Source organism: Pseudomonas sp. AC242, assembly GCF_979258655.1.
Map to the genome: position 1 here is coordinate 1695419 of NZ_OZ409873.1, position 17023 is coordinate 1712441.

General features: G+C 60.2%; 14 protein-coding genes. 3 read left to right on the forward strand and 11 right to left on the reverse strand.

Translation table 11 applies throughout. The annotated features are described in order from the left end of the window. Positions 1–31 precede the first annotated feature (31 nt). From ACZZ0A_RS07760 to ACZZ0A_RS07790, 7 genes are all read right to left on the reverse strand, one after another. Complete coding sequence (locus ACZZ0A_RS07760) at positions 32–547, reverse strand: Hcp family type VI secretion system effector (protein ID WP_007919523.1); 516 nt, start codon at positions 545–547, stop codon at positions 32–34. A gap of 344 nt (positions 548–891) precedes the next feature. Next, the gene (hglS, locus tag ACZZ0A_RS07765) at positions 892–2271 is read right to left on the reverse strand and encodes a 2-oxoadipate dioxygenase/decarboxylase HglS (RefSeq protein WP_463542789.1); all 1380 of its coding nucleotides are present in this window, start codon (positions 2269–2271) and stop codon (positions 892–894) included. Between the two features lie 88 nt (positions 2272–2359). Beyond that, positions 2360–3580 carry a glycolate oxidase subunit GlcF gene (gene glcF / locus ACZZ0A_RS07770; RefSeq protein WP_123374873.1) on the reverse strand — a complete coding sequence of 407 codons (1221 nt, stop codon included), beginning with the start codon at positions 3578–3580 and terminating at the stop codon, positions 2360–2362. Positions 3581–3582: 2 nt separating this feature from the next. Then, positions 3583–4632: a glycolate oxidase subunit GlcE gene (gene glcE / locus ACZZ0A_RS07775; protein WP_463542790.1), complete on the reverse strand. Its 1050-nt coding sequence runs from the start codon at positions 4630–4632 to the stop codon at positions 3583–3585. Then, a complete protein-coding gene (gene glcD / locus ACZZ0A_RS07780; RefSeq protein WP_463542791.1) occupies positions 4632–6131 on the reverse strand; it encodes a glycolate oxidase subunit GlcD in 1500 nt (499 codons plus the stop codon). The genes glcE and glcD overlap by 1 nt, the downstream gene beginning before the upstream one ends. A 132-nt stretch (positions 6132–6263) precedes the next feature. Continuing rightward, the gene (locus tag ACZZ0A_RS07785; protein ID WP_322846703.1) at positions 6264–7190 is read right to left on the reverse strand and encodes an alpha/beta fold hydrolase; all 927 of its coding nucleotides are present in this window, start codon (positions 7188–7190) and stop codon (positions 6264–6266) included. A gap of 21 nt (positions 7191–7211) precedes the next feature. After that, entirely contained in the window at positions 7212–8666 is a 1455-nt protein-coding gene (locus ACZZ0A_RS07790; protein WP_463542792.1) for a flavin-containing monooxygenase, read from the reverse strand. A 177-nt stretch (positions 8667–8843) separates the two neighbouring features. Here ACZZ0A_RS07790 and ACZZ0A_RS07795 point away from each other — a divergent pair, with 177 nt between their 5' ends. From ACZZ0A_RS07795 to ACZZ0A_RS07805, 3 genes are all read left to right on the forward strand, one after another. Further along, the gene (locus ACZZ0A_RS07795) at positions 8844–9917 is read left to right on the forward strand and encodes a diguanylate cyclase (protein ID WP_463542793.1); all 1074 of its coding nucleotides are present in this window, start codon (positions 8844–8846) and stop codon (positions 9915–9917) included. 212 nt (positions 9918–10129) lie between these two features. After that, positions 10130–11368, forward strand: a complete 1239-nt coding sequence (locus ACZZ0A_RS07800; RefSeq protein ID WP_463542794.1) for a M20/M25/M40 family metallo-hydrolase — start codon at positions 10130–10132, stop codon at positions 11366–11368. 560 nt (positions 11369–11928) lie between these two features. Continuing rightward, positions 11929–12231 (forward strand): hypothetical protein, encoded by a 303-nt coding sequence (locus ACZZ0A_RS07805; protein ID WP_038369113.1) that lies wholly within the window; start codon positions 11929–11931, stop codon positions 12229–12231. Between the two features lie 132 nt (positions 12232–12363). Here ACZZ0A_RS07805 and ACZZ0A_RS07810 read toward each other — a convergent pair whose 3' ends face one another. The 4 genes from ACZZ0A_RS07810 to ACZZ0A_RS07825 all read right to left on the reverse strand — a co-directional run bounded on the left by ACZZ0A_RS07810 (position 12364) and on the right by ACZZ0A_RS07825 (position 16981). Continuing rightward, on the reverse strand, positions 12364–13233 hold the full coding sequence (locus ACZZ0A_RS07810) for an isocitrate lyase/PEP mutase family protein (protein ID WP_007919546.1): 870 nt from the start codon (positions 13231–13233) through the stop codon (positions 12364–12366). Between the two features lie 167 nt (positions 13234–13400). Next, positions 13401–14435 carry an arginine N-succinyltransferase gene (gene astA / locus ACZZ0A_RS07815; RefSeq protein WP_095111593.1) on the reverse strand — a complete coding sequence of 345 codons (1035 nt, stop codon included), beginning with the start codon at positions 14433–14435 and terminating at the stop codon, positions 13401–13403. 61 nt (positions 14436–14496) lie between these two features. After that, on the reverse strand, positions 14497–15513 hold the full coding sequence (locus ACZZ0A_RS07820) for an arginine N-succinyltransferase (RefSeq protein WP_463542795.1): 1017 nt from the start codon (positions 15511–15513) through the stop codon (positions 14497–14499). A gap of 118 nt (positions 15514–15631) precedes the next feature. Continuing rightward, a complete protein-coding gene (locus tag ACZZ0A_RS07825) occupies positions 15632–16981 on the reverse strand; it encodes an APC family permease (protein ID WP_463542796.1) in 1350 nt (449 codons plus the stop codon). Positions 16982–17023 lie beyond the last annotated feature (42 nt).

Genomic DNA, 17023 nt, shown 5'->3' on the forward strand with positions numbered 1-17023 from the left:
GCTGGCCGATGCTTGTAACGATCAGCCGTAATTAAACGACTGGAGCACGCCAGTCATCGGAACCCGAAGTACCGGATACTTCGTGGGTCCAGGTGATTTTACGGTAGGTGAACTGCACTTCTTCCAGGTGGGTGAAGTGCGAGTTGCCTGGATCCTGGCAGTTGTGCATTTTGTTGTTGATGGCGACGATGATCGCGTCTTCCAGTTTGGTGGTGTAGTAGTGCTCTTGGGTGCCTTGAGCAGAAGTACGGAACCACTGGATAACGATTTCGCTCATGCGCTCGCCGGAGGTCAGAGCGGCTTGCAGCAGAGGCGAAGCCTTGTCGTAGACCTTGGTGATCACAACTGGCTTGTGAACGCGCTGACCGGTTGGCTGACCGGATTGTGGGTCACGCGGGATGATCACGTCGTGGCTGAAAGCCTGAACCATAACCTGGTCTTCGTGGCCTTCCTGGTAGGTGTTGCCTACGGAGTCAGCGGTGAAAGCGCCTGCAGTGATCAGGCCTTGTTTTTCGCCGGTAACCGACATGTACGCTGGTGTTGCCATGGGGTGCTCTCCTTGCGGAATAATTTAAGGTGCCCGGGAGGCGAAATCGCCCGGTGGGTGCCTGACTGTTATCAAGGAGCGTGCCAACAATTGTGGCAGCCATACGGGCCGGGGTGTTTGACTGATTTTTCAGGCGCTTGTGCGAAACAAAGCGCTCGCTCAAGGCAAAAGTGCGCAAGAAGTTGCGCAGTACTGCGCAACTTCTTGCGCACTTGGCTGCAGGCCTTGTAGGACGGTGCTTTCAGAGGTTTTTTCGGTCGGTTTTGCAAAACAAGTGCGCAACTTCTTGCGCACAATGGCCACGCGCCATCATTTGGTCGAGGCGGCTGCGATCTTTTGATTTTTCAACGCGCGAATTGGGTGAGGCATTCCTCGATCGAACGCTGCTGCGTCGCGGCATACAAACCCAACTCATCAATGGTCGTGCGCCCCAAAGCCTGCTCAAAAGCCTGCCGATTGGAATGCTCGCCATAGTGCGCCTGCGCCGCATCGCCAAGGTTCGACTGAAAAATCCCCGCCGCACTCACCGGCAGGAAATCTTCGTACACCAACGGTTCCGCTTTCACATAACCATCGCGCAACAAGTCCTCCAGTGACGACTGTCCAAGCCCTCCAGCAGCGAGACCTTTTTCCGTGGCGAAATAGCGAAAGTACGCCAACTCTTGTTCACGCATGCCTTTGACACTGTCAGGAAATTCGCCAAAGTGTTGAGCCATCAGCGCGTTGTAGCGTGCGGCATTGCCTTCGTTGGGGAAGTCGCCGAGTTCATCGCGCGCGGCATTCAGCAAGCGGTCATACAGCGCCCGGCCTTTGGGGGTGAGTGCCGCGCCGCGCTGTTCGATTTCGCCGAAACGCGCGCTGTGACTGCCACGGGTCTGGTTCTGATCGGTGAAGGCGATCGGCTCGTCCAACGCCTTGAAACTGGTCTGGCGCAGCAGGATCGGGCACTGCCGGCGCGGCGGGCCTTCGATGACGGCTTTTGGGGTGATGCCATGGGCCGGCATCTGTTCCTGCACGCTGTCGATGTCCAGCGTGCGCGGCGTCAGGTGGTTGATGTGCGGGCCTTTGAACGCCACCACGTCGGCGATCAAGCGGTGTTGGGCGCTTAAAGTCTGGTATTGCGCGGCAGTAACCGTGGCGCTGTGATGCCAGCGAAAGGTTTCCAGTGCCTGCAGGACGAATGCCTCGGCCTCGCTTTCATTCAGTCCGCCTGCGGTTTCAGCCTGCGCGATCAAGCGTAATGCCTCCGGGGTAAAGATCGAACGCTGGGCCAGCACGGATTCGGCGAAGGCGCGTAGCTGCGGATCTTCAATCAACTCCAGGCGCAACAACGACGTAAACACTCGAAACGGGCTGACTTGCAGCGCGTCCTCATGCACTGCGCGAAAAGCCGTGGAATGCACCGGTACGCCCGCCGGGGTCAGGTCGTAATAACCCACCGGCTGCATGCCCATCACCGCAAACAAGCGGGCGAGGGTGGCCAGTTCGGTGGCGGTGCCGACGCGAATGGCGCCATGGCGCTCCATGTCCAGCCGCTGGATTTCACCGGTGCTGTCGAGTTGCCGGGCGATGTCCGGCTGATCGGCAAGCACCTCGCGGTTGGTTTGCTCGACCAATTGCATCAGCGCGCCGTACAACGGCACTTCTTCGCGGTACATGTCGGACATCGCTTTGGAGAAGCGTTGGCGGATCAGGTCGGGGCTGACGAACGGCTGCACGGTCATGAAAAAAATTCCTGCCACGGTCACGGAATGGATGAGGGAAAAGATCGCAGCCTTCTCGCACGCGGGCAAACGAAGAATCCTACGAACTTCATTCTGCCAACGACTGATCCACCAATTCGATCCAGTGCATCACCCGCGTGCGTCCGGCACTGGCCAGATGGCTCTGGCAGCCAACGTTGGAAGTGACGATCAGCTCAGGGCGGCCACTCTCCAGCGCATTGAGGCGGTTGTCGCGCAGTTGCCGGGCCAGCACCGGTTGCGTCAACGAATACGTGCCCGCCGAGCCGCAGCACAAATGGCCGTCGGGCACGGCGGTAAGATTGAAACCGAGGCGCGTCAGCACAGCTTCCACCGCGCCGCCCAGTTTCAACGCGTGCTGCAACGTGCACGGGCAATGCACGGCAATCCGCCGTTCAGTGGCGGCGCAGATCTGTTCCAGCGGCTCCTGCGCGAGTACCTGCACCAGATCCAGCGTGCGCTCGCTGATTGCCCGGGCCTTGGCCGCATACAGCGGATCGTCTGCCAGCAAATGCGCGTAATCCTTGATGAATGCGCCGCAACCGCTGGCGGTCTGCACAATTGCTTCTGCACCGTTTTGCAGGTGCGGCCACCAGGCATCGATGTTCTGCCGCGCGCGGTCGAGGCCTTTGGCTTGCGCGTCGAGGTGATAGTCCAATGCGCCGCAACACCCGGCCTCGGCCACCGGGGTGACACTGATGCCCAAGCGATCCAGCACCCGCGCCGTGGCGTCATTGGTATTTGGCGACAACCCCGGTTGTACGCAGCCTTCAAGCAACAACACCCGCCGGGCATGCCGAGGGGCAGGGCGCGAGCCGTTAACCGGCAAGTGCTGCGGCAATTTGCTTTCAAGCAAACGCGGCAACAGCGGCCGAAACGTCGTGCCCACCCGCAACAAGCCTTTGAACAACCCTGAATTCGGCGCCAATGCGCGCAAACCCTCGCGCAACAGACGTTGCGCCGCCGGACGTGGCACCGCGTGATCGACCACCGCGCGGCCAATGTCGAGCAGGTTGTGATAGTCGACGCCGGACGGGCAGGTGGTTTCGCAGTTGCGGCACGACAGGCAGCGGTCCAGATGCAGTTGCGTCTGTGCCGTCGCCGGTGCGCCTTCGAGCACTTGTTTGATCAGGTAGATGCGCCCGCGCGGGCCATCCAGTTCATCACCGAGCAATTGATAGGTCGGACACGTCGCGTTGCAAAAACCGCAGTGCACGCAGGTGCGCAGAATCTTTTCCGCCTCGGCGGCACGGGGCAGTTGTCGCGATTGTTCGCTGAGGGTGGTTTGCATGGCTAGAACTCCGCGTACATCCGCCCGGGGTTGAACAGCCCTTGCGGGTCGAGTTGCACCTTGAGTTGTCGGTGATAACGCAGCAGTGTCGCGGGCAATGGCTGAAACGGCGAATTGCTGGCGCCATGGCTGAAACAGGTAGCGTGGCCGCCCAGTTCCTGCGCGAGAATGTGGATGTGCTCCGCGTCGGATTTCAGCCAGCGTTGCGCGCCGGCCCAGTCGATCAACTGCTCGCCGGGCAGATCCAGCGGGCCGAGATTGTTCGGCAGTGACAGGCGCCACAACGGCCGGCCCTCATCGAAAAACGCCAGCCTCTGCTCATTCAGATCACGCCAGAACTGCGAGTCCAGCGGTTCGCCACCCAAGCGTTGATGCGCCGCCGTCACCGAACCTTCGCCGCCCTCCAAACGCAGATACAGGCTCTGGCCATCGTGACAAGCGGCACTGATCGGTAGCGGTTGCTGACCCCATTCGGCAAGCTTGGCCAGTGCCCTCGCGCAGTCCATGTCGAGGCGAATGCTCAGGCACTGCCGTGGTTTCGGCAGGACTTTCAGCGACACTTCGGTGAGCACGCCGAGGCAGCCGTAACTGCCGGCCATCAGCCGCGACAGGTCATAACCGGCGACGTTTTTCATCACTTCGCCGCCGAAACGCAGGTGCTGACCGAGGCCGGTGATGACTCGTGTGCCCAAGACGAAGTCGCGCACCGAGCCAGACCACGGCCGCCGAGGCCCGGACAACCCCGTGGCGATCATGCCGCCAACCGTCGCGCCTTCGCCGAATGCCGGCGGCTCGCACGGCAGCATTTGTCCGGCAGCGTCCAGCACCGCCAGCAGCTCGGACAGAGGCGTGCCGGAGCGCGCCGTGATCACCAGTTCGGTCGGCTCGTAACGGACGATGCCGCAATGGGCGCGGGTGTCGAGCACTTCGCCGGCGACCTCGCGGCCGAGAAAGGCTTTGCTGTTGCCACCCTGAATTTTCAGCGGCGTGGCATTGGCCCGCGCTTCGTTGACCTGATCGAGCAGGGCGCTGGCGGCGTCGACATCGGCCATCAGAAACGCTCCAGTTCGGGGAACGGCAATTGCCCGGCGTGAATGTGCATCGCGCCGAATTCGGCGCAGCGGTGCAGGGTCGGAATGTTCTTGCCGGGATTCAGCAGGCCTTGTGGGTCGAACGCGGCTTTTACTGCGTGGAACAGACTTAGTTCGTCGCTGTTGAACTGCGCGCACATCTGGTTGATTTTCTCGCGGCCGACGCCGTGTTCACCGGTGATGCTGCCGCCAACTTGCACGCACAGTTCGAGGATCTTGCCGCCCAATGCTTCGGCGCGGTGCAGTTCGCCCGGTTGATTGGCGTCGAACAGGATCAGCGGGTGCATGTTGCCGTCGCCGGCATGGAACACGTTGGCCACGCGCAAACCGTATTCTTCACTGAGGCGGGCGATGCCTTGCAGGACGCCGGGTAATTCGCGGCGCGGGATGGTGCCGTCCATGCAGTAGTAATCGGGCGACAAACGGCCGATGGCCGGGAAAGCATTTTTGCGTCCGGCCCAGAAGCGCACGCGTTCCGCTTCGTCACGGGCCTGACGCACTTCGGTGGCGCCGGCCGCGGTCATGACCTCGCGCACCCGCTGGCAATCGTCGTGAACATCGGCTTCGACGCCATCGAGTTCGCACAGCAGGATCGCCTCGGCGTCGACCGGGTAACCGGCGTGGATGAAATCTTCAGCGGCGCGAATGGCGAGGTTGTCCATCATCTCCAGCCCGCCGGGAATGATCCCCGCCGCGATGATTTCGGCGACGGCGCGGCCGGCCTTTTCCACGGAATCGAAACTGGCCAGCAGGACTTTCGCGACTTGCGGTTTGGGCAGCAGTTTGACCGTGACTTCGGTGATGATCCCCAGCAAACCTTCGGAACCGGTGAACAACGCGAGCAAATCGAAACCCGCTGAATCGAGGGCGTCCGAGCCCAGAGTCAGGCGTTCGCCCTCGATGGTCAGCACTTCGATTTTCAGCAGGTTGTGCACGGTCAGGCCGTACTTGAGGCAATGCACGCCGCCAGCGTTTTCGGCGACGTTGCCGCCGATCGAACAGGCGATTTGCGAGGACGGGTCCGGCGCGTAATACAGGCCGAAGGGCGCCGCTGCCTGGGAGATCGCCAGATTGCGCACCCCCGGCTGAACCCGCGCAGTACGGGCAGCGGGGTCGATGTGCAGGATATTGTTGAAGCGCGCCATCACCAGCAGCAGGCCTTGTTCCAGCGGCAAGGCGCCGCCGGACAACCCGGTGCCGGCGCCACGGGCAACCACCGGGACGTTTTTTTCATGACAGAGTTTGAGCAGGGTTTGCACTTGCTCGAGTCGACGCGGCAGGGCGACCAGCATCGGCGTGGTGCGGTAGGCGGAGAGGCCGTCGCATTCGTAGGGTTTGAGTTCGTCCTCGCGCCACAAAATGTCGAGGTCTGGCAGCGTTTGCTGCAATGCCTTGAGCAATTCGGCCTTGTTCACCTGCGGCAACGGGCCGTCGAGGCGTTCGTCATAAAGAATGTTCATCTACACCTCAGACCTCGTCACTTTGTAGGAGCTGTCGAGTGAAACGAGGCTGCGATCTTTTGATCTTGTTTTTAAAAAGCAAAATCAAAAGATCGCAGCCTTCGGCAGCTCCTACACAGGATGTGTTGAGTGTCATTTCTGGCTTCCGAGGAATTCCCGATACAGGCGCGCAGTATTCCCCGGCTGTTCAACCATCGGCATGTGCCCGACATGATCCCAGACATCCACGCGCAAATTGGCGATGCCCTTGCTCCACACTGGCACGCTGCTGACATCGATCAGCCGATCCTTGCGCCCCCAGAGCAACAGCGCCGGGCATTTGATGTCGGCCAGTTTCGGCTCCATCGGCGGGCTGGCGCGAAAATCGCGGAAGATCTCTTCCAGTTCATCGCGTTGTTGTTCGTAACGCTGGGCGATCGCGTCCAGCACCAGGTTCGGCACCCACGGCGGCGATTCCATGGTCATCGCGTAAAACTGGCGAAACTCTTCCCGCGAGTTGATCAGAAACGGGTTATGCCCGCGCGCCAGATGCCGCTCCATGTCGCTGACCTCGGGCGCGGTGACGCCCGCCGGGTCGATCAGTGCCACCGAAGCGATGCGGTCGGGATACGTCGCCGCCAGCCACGCGGCGATGTAGCCGCCCATCGAGTTGCCGATCACGTGGACTTTCTCCACGCCGCAAACGTCGAGCAACTGGATCATGCGTTTGGCCTGCAACGGAATGTCGTAGCCGCCGCCAGCCTTGAAGCCGGTTTCCCCATGGCCGGCAAGGTCCGGAATGATCACCCGATACTGGCGCACGAAGTGCCGGGAAAAGCGCAGCCACAGGTTCTTGTCGGCGCTGTAGCCATGCAGCATCAGAATCGCGCTGGCCGCTTCATACGGCCCGCCCTGCCAGGTCGAGACGGTCATCTCGGCGATCGGCACTTCGATCTTGTGCAATTTGTACAACTTGGCCTCGATGGCCATGTTCAGGTCGTACAGCCAATGACCGACCGCCGGATAACTCAACCAGCTCCAGGCCACGAAAACCGCGAGGGCGACAAACAGCAAAAGCATCGACGTCTTCCTTTTACGTGTTCAGGACAGAATGTGGTCGGCCGGTTTCAGCGCCCGTGTCAAGCGGTGATAGCTGAAACTGAAGCCGGGAAACATCGCGATCACATGACCGCTCTTGCTCTGATACCAACTGTGGCAGCCGCCGGACTTCCAGACCGTGCGCTCCATCTCCCGATGAATCATCTCAGTGTAGGTACGTTCCGCTTCACGGCGCACTTCAATGCTGCGCAGGCCTTTGGCCTGCACGGCGCGGATGCAGTCGAGGATGTAGTTCATCTGAGATTCGATGATGAACAGCGCCGAGGTGTGACCGATGCCGGTGTTGGGCCCGGTGACGATAAACAGGTTGGGAAAGTCCGGCAGGCTGGTGCCCAGATACGCGCGCGGGTATTGCGCCCAGACATCTCTGAGTTGCACTGCGTTTTTTCCGCTGACCGGGTAGGAAATCACCCCGTCGGTGGCGTCGTAACCGGTCGACCAGACGATCAGATCAACGTCGATGTGCTGACCGTCCTGAGTGTTGATGCCGGTTTCGTCGATGGACGCAATGCCTTGCTCGCGGGTATGCAAGGTGACGTTGGCGCGACTCAGCGCCGGGTAATAGGTGCTGGACACCAGCACCCGTTTGCAGCCAATGGTGAAGTCCGGGGTGAGTTTTTCTCGCAGCAGCGGGTCCGGCACCTGGCGTTTGAGAAAACGCAGGGCGTGCTGCTGGACCATGTGAATCGCCGCTTTTGAATATTTGAAGGCGATGACCCGGGTTTCGAATTGCCAGTAAATCAGCCAGCGCAATAATTTGTAGGCGGGTTTCAGACCGAGCAGCCAGCGTTGCAGCGGTCCGAACTGACGATCGGCGCGGGGCAGCACCCAATGCGGTGTGCGTTGAAACACGTGCAGTTGCTCGACCTGTTCCGCAATGGCTGGAATCACTTGCACCGCACTGGCACCGCTACCAACGATGGCCACGCGTTTATCGCGATAGTCGTAGCTGTGATCCCAGTTGTTTGTATGAAAAGTCTTGCCTTGAAAGCGATCCTGGCCGGGAAAGTGTGGGATGACCGGTTGGCTCAATGGCCCGGTGGCATTGATCAGGAACTGCGCATAAAAGGTGCCTTTGCTGGCGGTGTGCACGGCCCAGCGTTTGTCTGTGTCGTCCCATTCGACGTGCTCGACATTGGCCTCCAGCTCCACGCGTTCGCGCAAACCGAACTGTTCGATAACGTGCTCGGTGTAGCGCTGCAGTTCGGCCTGCCCGGCGAACATCTGCGACCAGCGGTACGGCGCAAACGACAGTGAATACAGCGGCGATGGCACGTCCACCGCCGCGCCGGGATAGGTGTTCTGGCACCAGGTGCCGCCAAAGAAGTCCCGTCGCTCCAGCAGGCGAAAATCGTCGATTCCGGCTTTTAGCAGGTTGACCGCAGCACATTGACCGCCAAAACCGCTGCCGATGATCAACACGTGATAGGTGTGCATGGGCCTCCTTCTTATAGTTGTTTTTCCATTTTGCTCCTTTCATGTATAGCCAAATATTTGCACTGTGCGCGGCCCTGATGTCGCTCTATTCAGCCCGCTGGCCGGTGATGGCTATTTAACGTCGCCCTGTTAGACTTCCAGCACATCCGTCCTGCGGTGTGCGTGATCGAGGTCCTTATGGGAAATACCGGAGGAAAGGGACTTTCATTGGCCAGGAGGCTTTATACATCGCGCATCCTCGGGTTGATTCTGGGGCTCGTGTGCGTGAGCGTGGCGATGTACTCGCTCGATCCGCCGCTGTGGGTCTGGGCACTGATGTTCTTCAACGGCCTGGTCTGGCCGCATCTGGCGTTTCAATGGGCACGCCGCGCCCGGGTTCCTTACCACGCTGAACACCGCAATCTGTTGATCGACGCCTTTTTCGGCGGCTTTTGGCTTGCCGCCATGCATTTCAATCCGTTGCCCACTGCCACGACCATTTCGATGATGGCGATGAACAACGTCGCCATCGGTGGTTCACGTTTTCTATTGGCAGGCACTGCGGCGCAGTTGCTCGGGGTCGGCGTCGGGCTGGTGGTGTTTGCTCCGGCATTCATTCCGCAGACCACCCCTGCGCAAATGTACGCCTGCTTCCCGTTACTGCTGCTGTACCCGTTGGCGCTGGGCTGGATCTGCTTTCGCCAGGCCTACACCCTCGGTCGACATAAACGCGAACTGCTGGCCCTGAGCCGCACCGACAGCCTGACCGGGCTGCTTAACCACGGCGCCTGGAAGGATCAACTGGAGATTGCTTTTCAGCGCTGCAAGCGGCAGAAGCAGGGCGCGGCGATTGCGCTGATCGACATCGATCACTTCAAGGCAATTAACGACACTTACGGCCACGTCGCGGGCGACATCGTGTTGCGCCAGTTGAGCAAGTTACTTAAACAAAACCTGCGGGCGACAGACGTTGCCGGGCGTTATGGCGGTGATGAGTTCTGCGTGATTTTGCCGGATCTGCCGCTGTTCAATGCCGCGCAGGCCATGGAGGCGTTGCGCGAACGCTTCGCGATTCTGGGCTATGAGCAGAATCCGGCGTTGAAGGTCAGCTTGAGCATCGGCCTGGCGGCGTACGATCCGGCGCATGCCGACGCGACACGCTGGCTCAATGATGCCGATCAGGCGTTGTACGAGGCCAAGGCAGGCGGGCGTAATCGGGTGATCTGCAATTGCGATGGCAAGCCCCGGCGGACGTTGCTGGATTCGGTTTGACCGCTATACCCCACATCCCCTGTAGGAGCTGCCGAAGGCTGCGATCTTTTGACTTTGGCCTTTCTAAATCAAAAGCAAGATCAAAAGATCGCAGCCTTCGGCAGCTCCTACACGTGTTCGGTGGTGGTCAGGGAGAGGTCGCATTCGGTGTAGAGCCTCGCGCCGATGTCGGGTACGGTTAAATCCCCCCGACGCGAAACAAGGATCGCTTCATGACGTTCTCATTTTCTCGCTCCCTGCTGGCCGCCAGCCTCGGCCTGTCTCTCGCTTTTTCCGCTGCCCAAGCCTTCGCCGAACTGCACAAACAAGTGCTCGCCGATGCCGAGCAATACCAGCCAGAAGCGCTGAAACTGCTGGAGCGACTGGTCAATATCGACTCCGGTTCCGGCTATGAACCGGGCCTCAAGCAAGTCAGCGACATCGCCATCGATGAACTGAAAAAACTCGGCGCGACCATCGAACTGGTGCCGAACACGCCGGAAAAATCCAACCATGTACTGGCGACGCTGAAAGGCACCGGCAAGGCAAAAATCCTGCTGATGGCGCACATGGATACGGTGTTCAAGGAAGGTTCGGCGGCCGAGCGGCCGTTCCATATCAAGGACGGCCGTGCTTACGGGCCGGGGGTAATGGATGACAAGGGCGGCATCGTCGCCGGGATCTATGCACTGAAAGTCCTGAAAAACCTCGACTTCAAAGACTACGCGCAAATTACTTTCCTGCTCGACGCCAGCGAAGAAACCGGCTCGGACGTCGCCACCGACCTGATCAAGAAAACCGCCAAACAGCACGACGTGACCCTCAATCTGGAGCCGGGCCGCCCGGCTGATGGCTTGGTGGTGTGGCGCAAGGGCAGCGCGACGGCGCTGGTCGAGGTCAAGGGCAAAGCCGCGCACGCCGGTGTCGCCCCCGAACTGGGGCGCAATGCCGCGATGGAGGCTGCGCACCAGATTCTGCAACTGGGCAAACTCGGCGATGAGGCGAAGAAAACCACCATCAACTTCACTGTGCTCAAGGCCGGTGACCGCACCAACGTGATTCCCGATCAAGCCACGGCCAAGGCTGACGTGCGCGCGGCGGTACCGGAGGAGTTCGACCGGATCGAGAAGGATCTGGCGCGGGTGTCGCAGGACAAGCTGATTGCTGAGACGGAAGTGAAGACTTCGTTGCAACGCGGGCTGCCACCTATGCCGCAGACGCCTGAGTCGGACCGTCTGATGGCCATGGCCCAAGGGATTTACGGCGAGATTGGCCGCAAGTTGACCGAGGAGGGCAGTGGCGGCGCGGCGGATGCGAGTTTGTCCGCCGGGGTTGGCACGCCGACGCTGGATGGTTTCGGGATTGTTGGCGGCAATATTCACACGCCGGAGGAGTATGCCGAGGTGGCGAGCGTGGCGCCGCGGATTTATCTGTTGTCACGGATGATTATGGAGTTGGCCAAGCCGCGGTGAGTGGGTTTGTGGTGTGACTGATGCGGGTGGGGTGTCAGGTGCATTTGCCCTCACCCTAACCCTCTCCCGGAGGGAGAGGGGACTGACCGTGTTGTTTGTGGTCCATGTGGCAACCGGCAGATCAAGTTGAATTCAGATTTGCATTCGGCGCGATCTCTCACGTCGGCGTAGATCCCGAACATCCCCCAATCAGTTCCCTCTCCCTCCGGGAGAGGGCTAGGGTGAGGGGCTTTTGTGGGAAAAGTGGAAGTCGCGGACGGCGTACAACTTTCCAAGACGTTTCCTACAACGTACCCTGTTGCCGCATTTCGGTATCGACCCCTATAGTTCGGGCTCGCGGAAAAACACCGCGAACGACCTTGGCCGGTCGATACAGAGACGTACAGTCTGCCCAACATATTCAGTCGATGTTTGTCTGTGATGTTGTGTTATGGCGGCTGTGCGTGGGACACCTTCGGGTGTGCCGGTTCCTGTATCCGGTCGGCCAACCCGCGTACGGCTGCCACCTTCCTCGTTTGGCCGCGACTGGTGGTAGCTCTCTCAATACAGGAGTTATACCAATGTGTGACCAAGTAATGCCCCGCTTCCTCCCCATCGACACCTACGACGCCGAATCCCCGGTGCTCTTCCTCAACACTCACTCAGAACTCAGCGACATGGCCGCCTGTGCGATGCACCGGTTTGTGGTTGTGCGCGATCTGGCCGACACCTTTGCCAGTCTCAACCTCAAGGGCATTTCCGATTGTGATCTGACACGGGTGACCAGCGCGGTGCATCTGTTGATGCGCGAGGGCTGTGCGATTCTGAATGTGATTCAGGCGCGGGCGGTGCAGCGGGAGGAAGCTTACAAGACGCCGGTTTAGCGGTGTAGCGGCAGACCTCATCGCTGGCAAGCCAGCTCCCACAGGGTTTGGTGTTGAACCATCAATTGATGTCGAACCGCATAACCTGTGGGAGCCTGGCTTGCCAGCGATGGCGTCAGCCCGGCCAACCCATCACTCCTTGACGCTCATGTATTCCTTGGCCCAGAGAATGTATTCCTCCGGTTGGGTATAGGTGTGCGTCAGTTCAGTAGCGCTTAGATCTGAAGCCTGGGTAAAGATCTGCCGCTGTTCGCGCAGGCTGTCGTAGGTCGCTTTGATCGCCGCAAAATAAGCACCATGGCCATCAATGGTCACGCGCACACCGAGTTCGGCCAGACGTTTGTCGTCGCGCAACGCCGGGTTGCCGTAGGTCACCAGCATCAGCGGCACGGTCAGGTGTTCGGCGATTTGTTCAAGCTGATCGAAATCCTGAATTCCGACCATGCAGATGCCGTCAGCTCCGGCCGCCTGATATTGGCGAGTGCGGCTGATGATTTCCTGATTTGGCAGGATGCCGGCATTGGTACGGGCGATGATCGCCATTTCCGTATCAACCCGGGCTTCCAGCGCCGCGCGGATCTTGCCGACGCCTTCGGCAACGGTGATCAGGTCGGTGGATTTGCGCCCGAATTGTGCCGGCAGCAAGGTGTCTTCGATGGTCAGGGCGGCGACGCCGGCGCGTTCCAGTTCAACGATGGTGCGCATCACGTTGAGGGCGTTGCCGTAGCCGTGGTCGGCGTCGGCGATCACTGGCAATTGGGCGACGCGGCCGATGCGGGTGGCCTGTTCGGCGAACTCGCTGAGGGTGATCAGGGCAAAGTCCGGGGCACCCAGCACCTGCAACGAGGCCACGGAACCGCCGAGGATCCCCACTTCAAAACCGAGGTCAGCGGCAATCCGCGCGGACATCGGATCGAACACCGAAGCCGTGTGATAGCAGGTGTCGGAAGCCAGCAGTTGACGGAAGTTACGGCGCAAATCTTGATGGGAAAGCCTGGTCATACGAGTTCCACCAATACAAAGGAATGGAAAGGCTTGAACAAAGGTGTCAACGCCGAAGAATGAAAAGGCTATCACGCGAATGGGTCAATGATCATGACGAATTTGCAAGGGACAGGATGTCGCGGACGCTTTTGCTGAAAGGATTTACCTTTTTGCGGTGGTGACCGTCAGGCCGCCACCGCCTGTTGCTGTTGATTGGGCAGCATCGCCGCCCGTACCGAATTGCCCGGTTGCAGTTGCAGGCGCTTGGCGGTGAGGCGGTCGATCACCAAGCTGCTACCGACACGGCGGGCGCGGGCGACGGTGATGCGGCAGTTTTCCAGGCGCCGGTTGTGAATCAGCCACAGCGGCGCCTGTTCATCCGGACTACCGAGGCTCAGGGTCAACTCGACGCTTTCGCGCACGGTGCGAATACTGCGCACCGGCGCTTCGATTACCGGGCCGCCGTCGAAGATGTCGATGTAGCCTTTGTGGGTGAAGCCTTCGGCCTGGAGGATTTTCAGCGCCGGCTCGGTATTCGGGTGTGCCTGGCCGATCACCGCCTGGGCCTGTTCGGTGAGCATGCAGGTGTACAGCGGCTGGCGCGGCATCAGTTCGGCGATGAATGATTTGTTGCCCAGCCCCGACAAGTGATCGGCATGGCTGAAGTCCATTTGAAAGAAATGCCGGCCCAGACTGTCCCAGAACGGTGAACAACCGTGTTCATCGGCACTGCCGCGCAGTTCGGCAATCATTTTTTCGCCGAACAGGTGCGGGAACTCGGCAACGAACAGCAACCGCCCCAGCGACAGCAGGCGGCCATTGCTGCCGTGGCGCTGATCATGGCCGAGAAACAGCGAGCACAGCTCCGATTGGCCGGTCAGTTCGTTGTTGAGAAACAGTGTCGGGATCTGCCGTTGAATGCCCAGATCCGGCGCCGAACTCACGGTCAACCCGACCCGATAGTTGTACCAGGGCTCGCGCAGGCCGACCGCCCCGGCCAGGGCGCTGACGCCGACCACGCGCATGTCGTCGTCCTCGAGCACAAACAGATAGTCCGCGTCGGCTCGTTCGACTTGTTCGGCGAACGCCCGCTGTGCCCAGCGGACCCGGTGGGACAGGCGATCTTCGTTGGCCGGCAGGGTGGTGAACCCCGGACCAGCCTGTTGCACCAGCGCCATCAAGGCTGGCAGGTCGCTGACTTTGACCGGGCGGACAATCATGCTGTAACTCCTTCTGCGCGCCTGTTCGGGCACTGTCGTTGGCTGCGCAACCGCGCGGGTTTCACAGGGCAATCAGCCGGATCGGGCAGCCATCGGTCACGTTCAGCGCCGCACACATTGCAGGGGTGAGGGACAGCGGTTGATCGGGTTGATAATCGAGTTCGGTCATGATCGCGCGAAAGCCGTGCAGTGCGTCGTTGCTCAGCAGGTAACGACCACGGGCATCGATCTGCGGCCGTTGCTGCACCGTTGCGGTCTGGCTACGAGCAATCGAACGGATATTCGAGGTGCGCGCATACAGGGTCGGGCCGGCGTCAAACAGGTCGATGTAGCTATTGGTCTCGAAGCCTTCACGCTCAAGAATGTCGAACGCTTCCTGACCGTCCGGGTGAATGCGACCGATACAGTCCTGCGCGGCTTGCGGCAGCATCGGCACGTAGATCGGGTATTGCGGCATCAGTTCGGCGAGGAACGTGCGGCTCTGCAACCCGCACAGGCGCTCGGCTTCTGCGTAAGGCAGGTCGAAGAAGTGTTTGCCCAGTGCATCCCAGAACGGCGAATGGCCTTCCTCGTCGCTGTAGCCGACGATTTCGGTAATCACCGCCTCGGCGAAGCGCGGCGCATGAGCGGCGATGAACAACAGGCGCGCCCGTGACAGCAACTCGGAGAACGGCGTGCGCACCAGCGCGGCGTCGATGTGAAAGCCGCGCAGCAGCGTGTGGTCGTTGAGGTCGTGACACAGCGACAGCGCGGGCACGCCGTGTTCGATGTTCAGCTCGCGGGAAGCGCTGGTGAAATGGCGGTTGCGCAAGCTGTAGAACGGCTCGTCGAAGCCCGCAGTGGCGAGAATTTCCGAGCAGCCAACCAGCCGCTGGCTGTCCAGATCCTCCAGAACGAAGAAGTAGTTCTCCGGGCCGTTAGCCTCTGCCGCACTGGCGAACGAGGCACAGGAACCGGCGATTTTCTCGCGCAGGCGTTCGCTGTCATCCGGCAGGGAGGTCACGCCCACCAGACTGTCGCGGGCCAATTGTTGTAGCTGGGGCAGATCAGTCTGTTCGACTGGGCGTAAGACCAGCATGGATGTACTCCTGTATCAAAAGGTTCGGCAAAGTCGCCGAACCTGACTATCACTGTCGGTTTCCACGCGATAAATCGGCGGTCGCCTGATTTGTTGTCAGACGCCGCTCTTTTTCTTGTCAGCCGTTGCTCGGGTCCGGCAACGCGGGACTGGCGCCGAGCTTGTTGAGGAAGAACAGGTACACCAGACCCAGAGCAATCCAGATCAGGCCGAGCTTCTGCGCATCGACGCCCATGTTGTACATGATGGCCGCGACGATGATGAAGCCGACCACCGGGCAGATCAGGTGACGCACGACCTGACCGGACTTTTGCCGACGCCAGTAGTAGTTGATCACTGTCAGGTGCAGCAGCATGAAGCCGCTGAGTGCGCCGAAGTTGACCAGCGAGGTCAGGGTGTCGACCGAGTTGATGAACAGGTAGCAGATCACCAGCGACAGCACCGCCACCAGATAAATGCTCAGGTACGGCGTGTTGTGTTTCGGGTGCACCTTGGCCAGCACTTTCGGCAGTTTGCCGTCGCGGGCCATACCGAACAGCAGGCGCGAAACCGCGGCTTGCGAGGTGATTGCCACGGCCACGCCCCAGGCCAATGCCGTGGCAACAGCAGTCAGGGTCGCCAGCCAGCTGCCGGCGGCGATTTCGGCGATTTCATAGAACGCAGTGTCGGCGGATTTGAAGCCCATGCCGGCCGCCAGATCGGTGGCAATCCAGGTTTGCGCAACGAAAATCACCCCCATGACCACCAGCGTAATCAACGCTGCTTTGCCGACGCTTTTGCCTGGATCACCTTTGATTTCTTCGGCGAGGGTAGAGATCGCATCGAAGCCGAGGAATGACAGCACGGCAATCGACACCGCTTGCATCAGCAGGGCGAAGTTGAAGGTTTCCGGGTGATACAGCGGCGCCAGGGTCAGCTCGCCATTACCGCCACCGTTGTGCAGGGCATTCCACGCATAGAACAGGAAGATCCCCAGCACCACCAGTTGCGCCAGCAGGAAGATGATGTTCATCCGTGCGGTGAAAGTGATGCCGCGCAGGTTGACGAAGGTCGCGCTGACCAGAAACGCCAGAATGAAGCCGACTTTCGGGATGTCCGGGTACAAATGGTTGAGCGCCATCGCCGCATAGACGTAGAGCAGCGGCGGGATCAGCAGGTAATCGAGCAGCATCAGCCAACCGGCGATGAAGCCGACGTGCTGATTAAGGCCGCGTTGCGCATAGGAATACACCGAACCGGCGATCGGAAAAGCCTTGGCCATGCTGCCGTAGCTCAGCGCGGTGAACAGCATCGCCACCATGCCGATGATGTACGCCAGCGGCACCATCCCCGGGGCCTCGGCGTTGACGTAGCCATACACACCGAACGGGGCGATGGGGATCATGAAGATCATCCCGTACACCACCAGGTCGGTCAGCGTCAGGCTACGTTTCAACTCTTGCTTGTAGCCGAATTCTTCAATTTCCATGAAGCGCAACTCCTTGTCAGCCAGTCGGTCGTTTTAGTTGTT

Bases quoted from the DNA above. Each gene is read 5' to 3' on its own strand.
- ACZZ0A_RS07825 (WP_463542796.1), bottom strand. From the start codon at position 16,981: ATGGAAATTGAAGAATTCGGCTACAAGCAAGAGTTGAAACGTAGCCTG.
- glcE (WP_463542790.1), bottom strand. From the start codon at position 4,632: ATGGCCGATGTCGACGCCGCCAGCGCCCTGCTCGATCAGGTCAACGAA.
- hglS (WP_463542789.1), bottom strand. From the start codon at position 2,271: ATGACCGTGCAGCCGTTCGTCAGCCCCGACCTGATCCGCCAACGCTTC.
- ACZZ0A_RS07805 (WP_038369113.1), top strand. From the start codon at position 11,929: ATGTGTGACCAAGTAATGCCCCGCTTCCTCCCCATCGACACCTACGAC.
- ACZZ0A_RS07800 (WP_463542794.1), top strand. From the start codon at position 10,130: ATGACGTTCTCATTTTCTCGCTCCCTGCTGGCCGCCAGCCTCGGCCTG.
- ACZZ0A_RS07785 (WP_322846703.1), bottom strand. From the start codon at position 7,190: ATGCTTTTGCTGTTTGTCGCCCTCGCGGTTTTCGTGGCCTGGAGCTGG.
- glcF (WP_123374873.1), bottom strand. From the start codon at position 3,580: ATGCAAACCACCCTCAGCGAACAATCGCGACAACTGCCCCGTGCCGCC.
- glcD (WP_463542791.1), bottom strand. From the start codon at position 6,131: ATGAACATTCTTTATGACGAACGCCTCGACGGCCCGTTGCCGCAGGTG.
- astA (WP_095111593.1), bottom strand. From the start codon at position 14,435: ATGATTGTCCGCCCGGTCAAAGTCAGCGACCTGCCAGCCTTGATGGCG.
- ACZZ0A_RS07820 (WP_463542795.1), bottom strand. From the start codon at position 15,513: ATGCTGGTCTTACGCCCAGTCGAACAGACTGATCTGCCCCAGCTACAA.
- ACZZ0A_RS07790 (WP_463542792.1), bottom strand. From the start codon at position 8,666: ATGCACACCTATCACGTGTTGATCATCGGCAGCGGTTTTGGCGGTCAA.
- ACZZ0A_RS07760 (WP_007919523.1), bottom strand. From the start codon at position 547: ATGGCAACACCAGCGTACATGTCGGTTACCGGCGAAAAACAAGGCCTG.
- ACZZ0A_RS07810 (WP_007919546.1), bottom strand. From the start codon at position 13,233: ATGACCAGGCTTTCCCATCAAGATTTGCGCCGTAACTTCCGTCAACTG.
- ACZZ0A_RS07795 (WP_463542793.1), top strand. From the start codon at position 8,844: ATGGGAAATACCGGAGGAAAGGGACTTTCATTGGCCAGGAGGCTTTAT.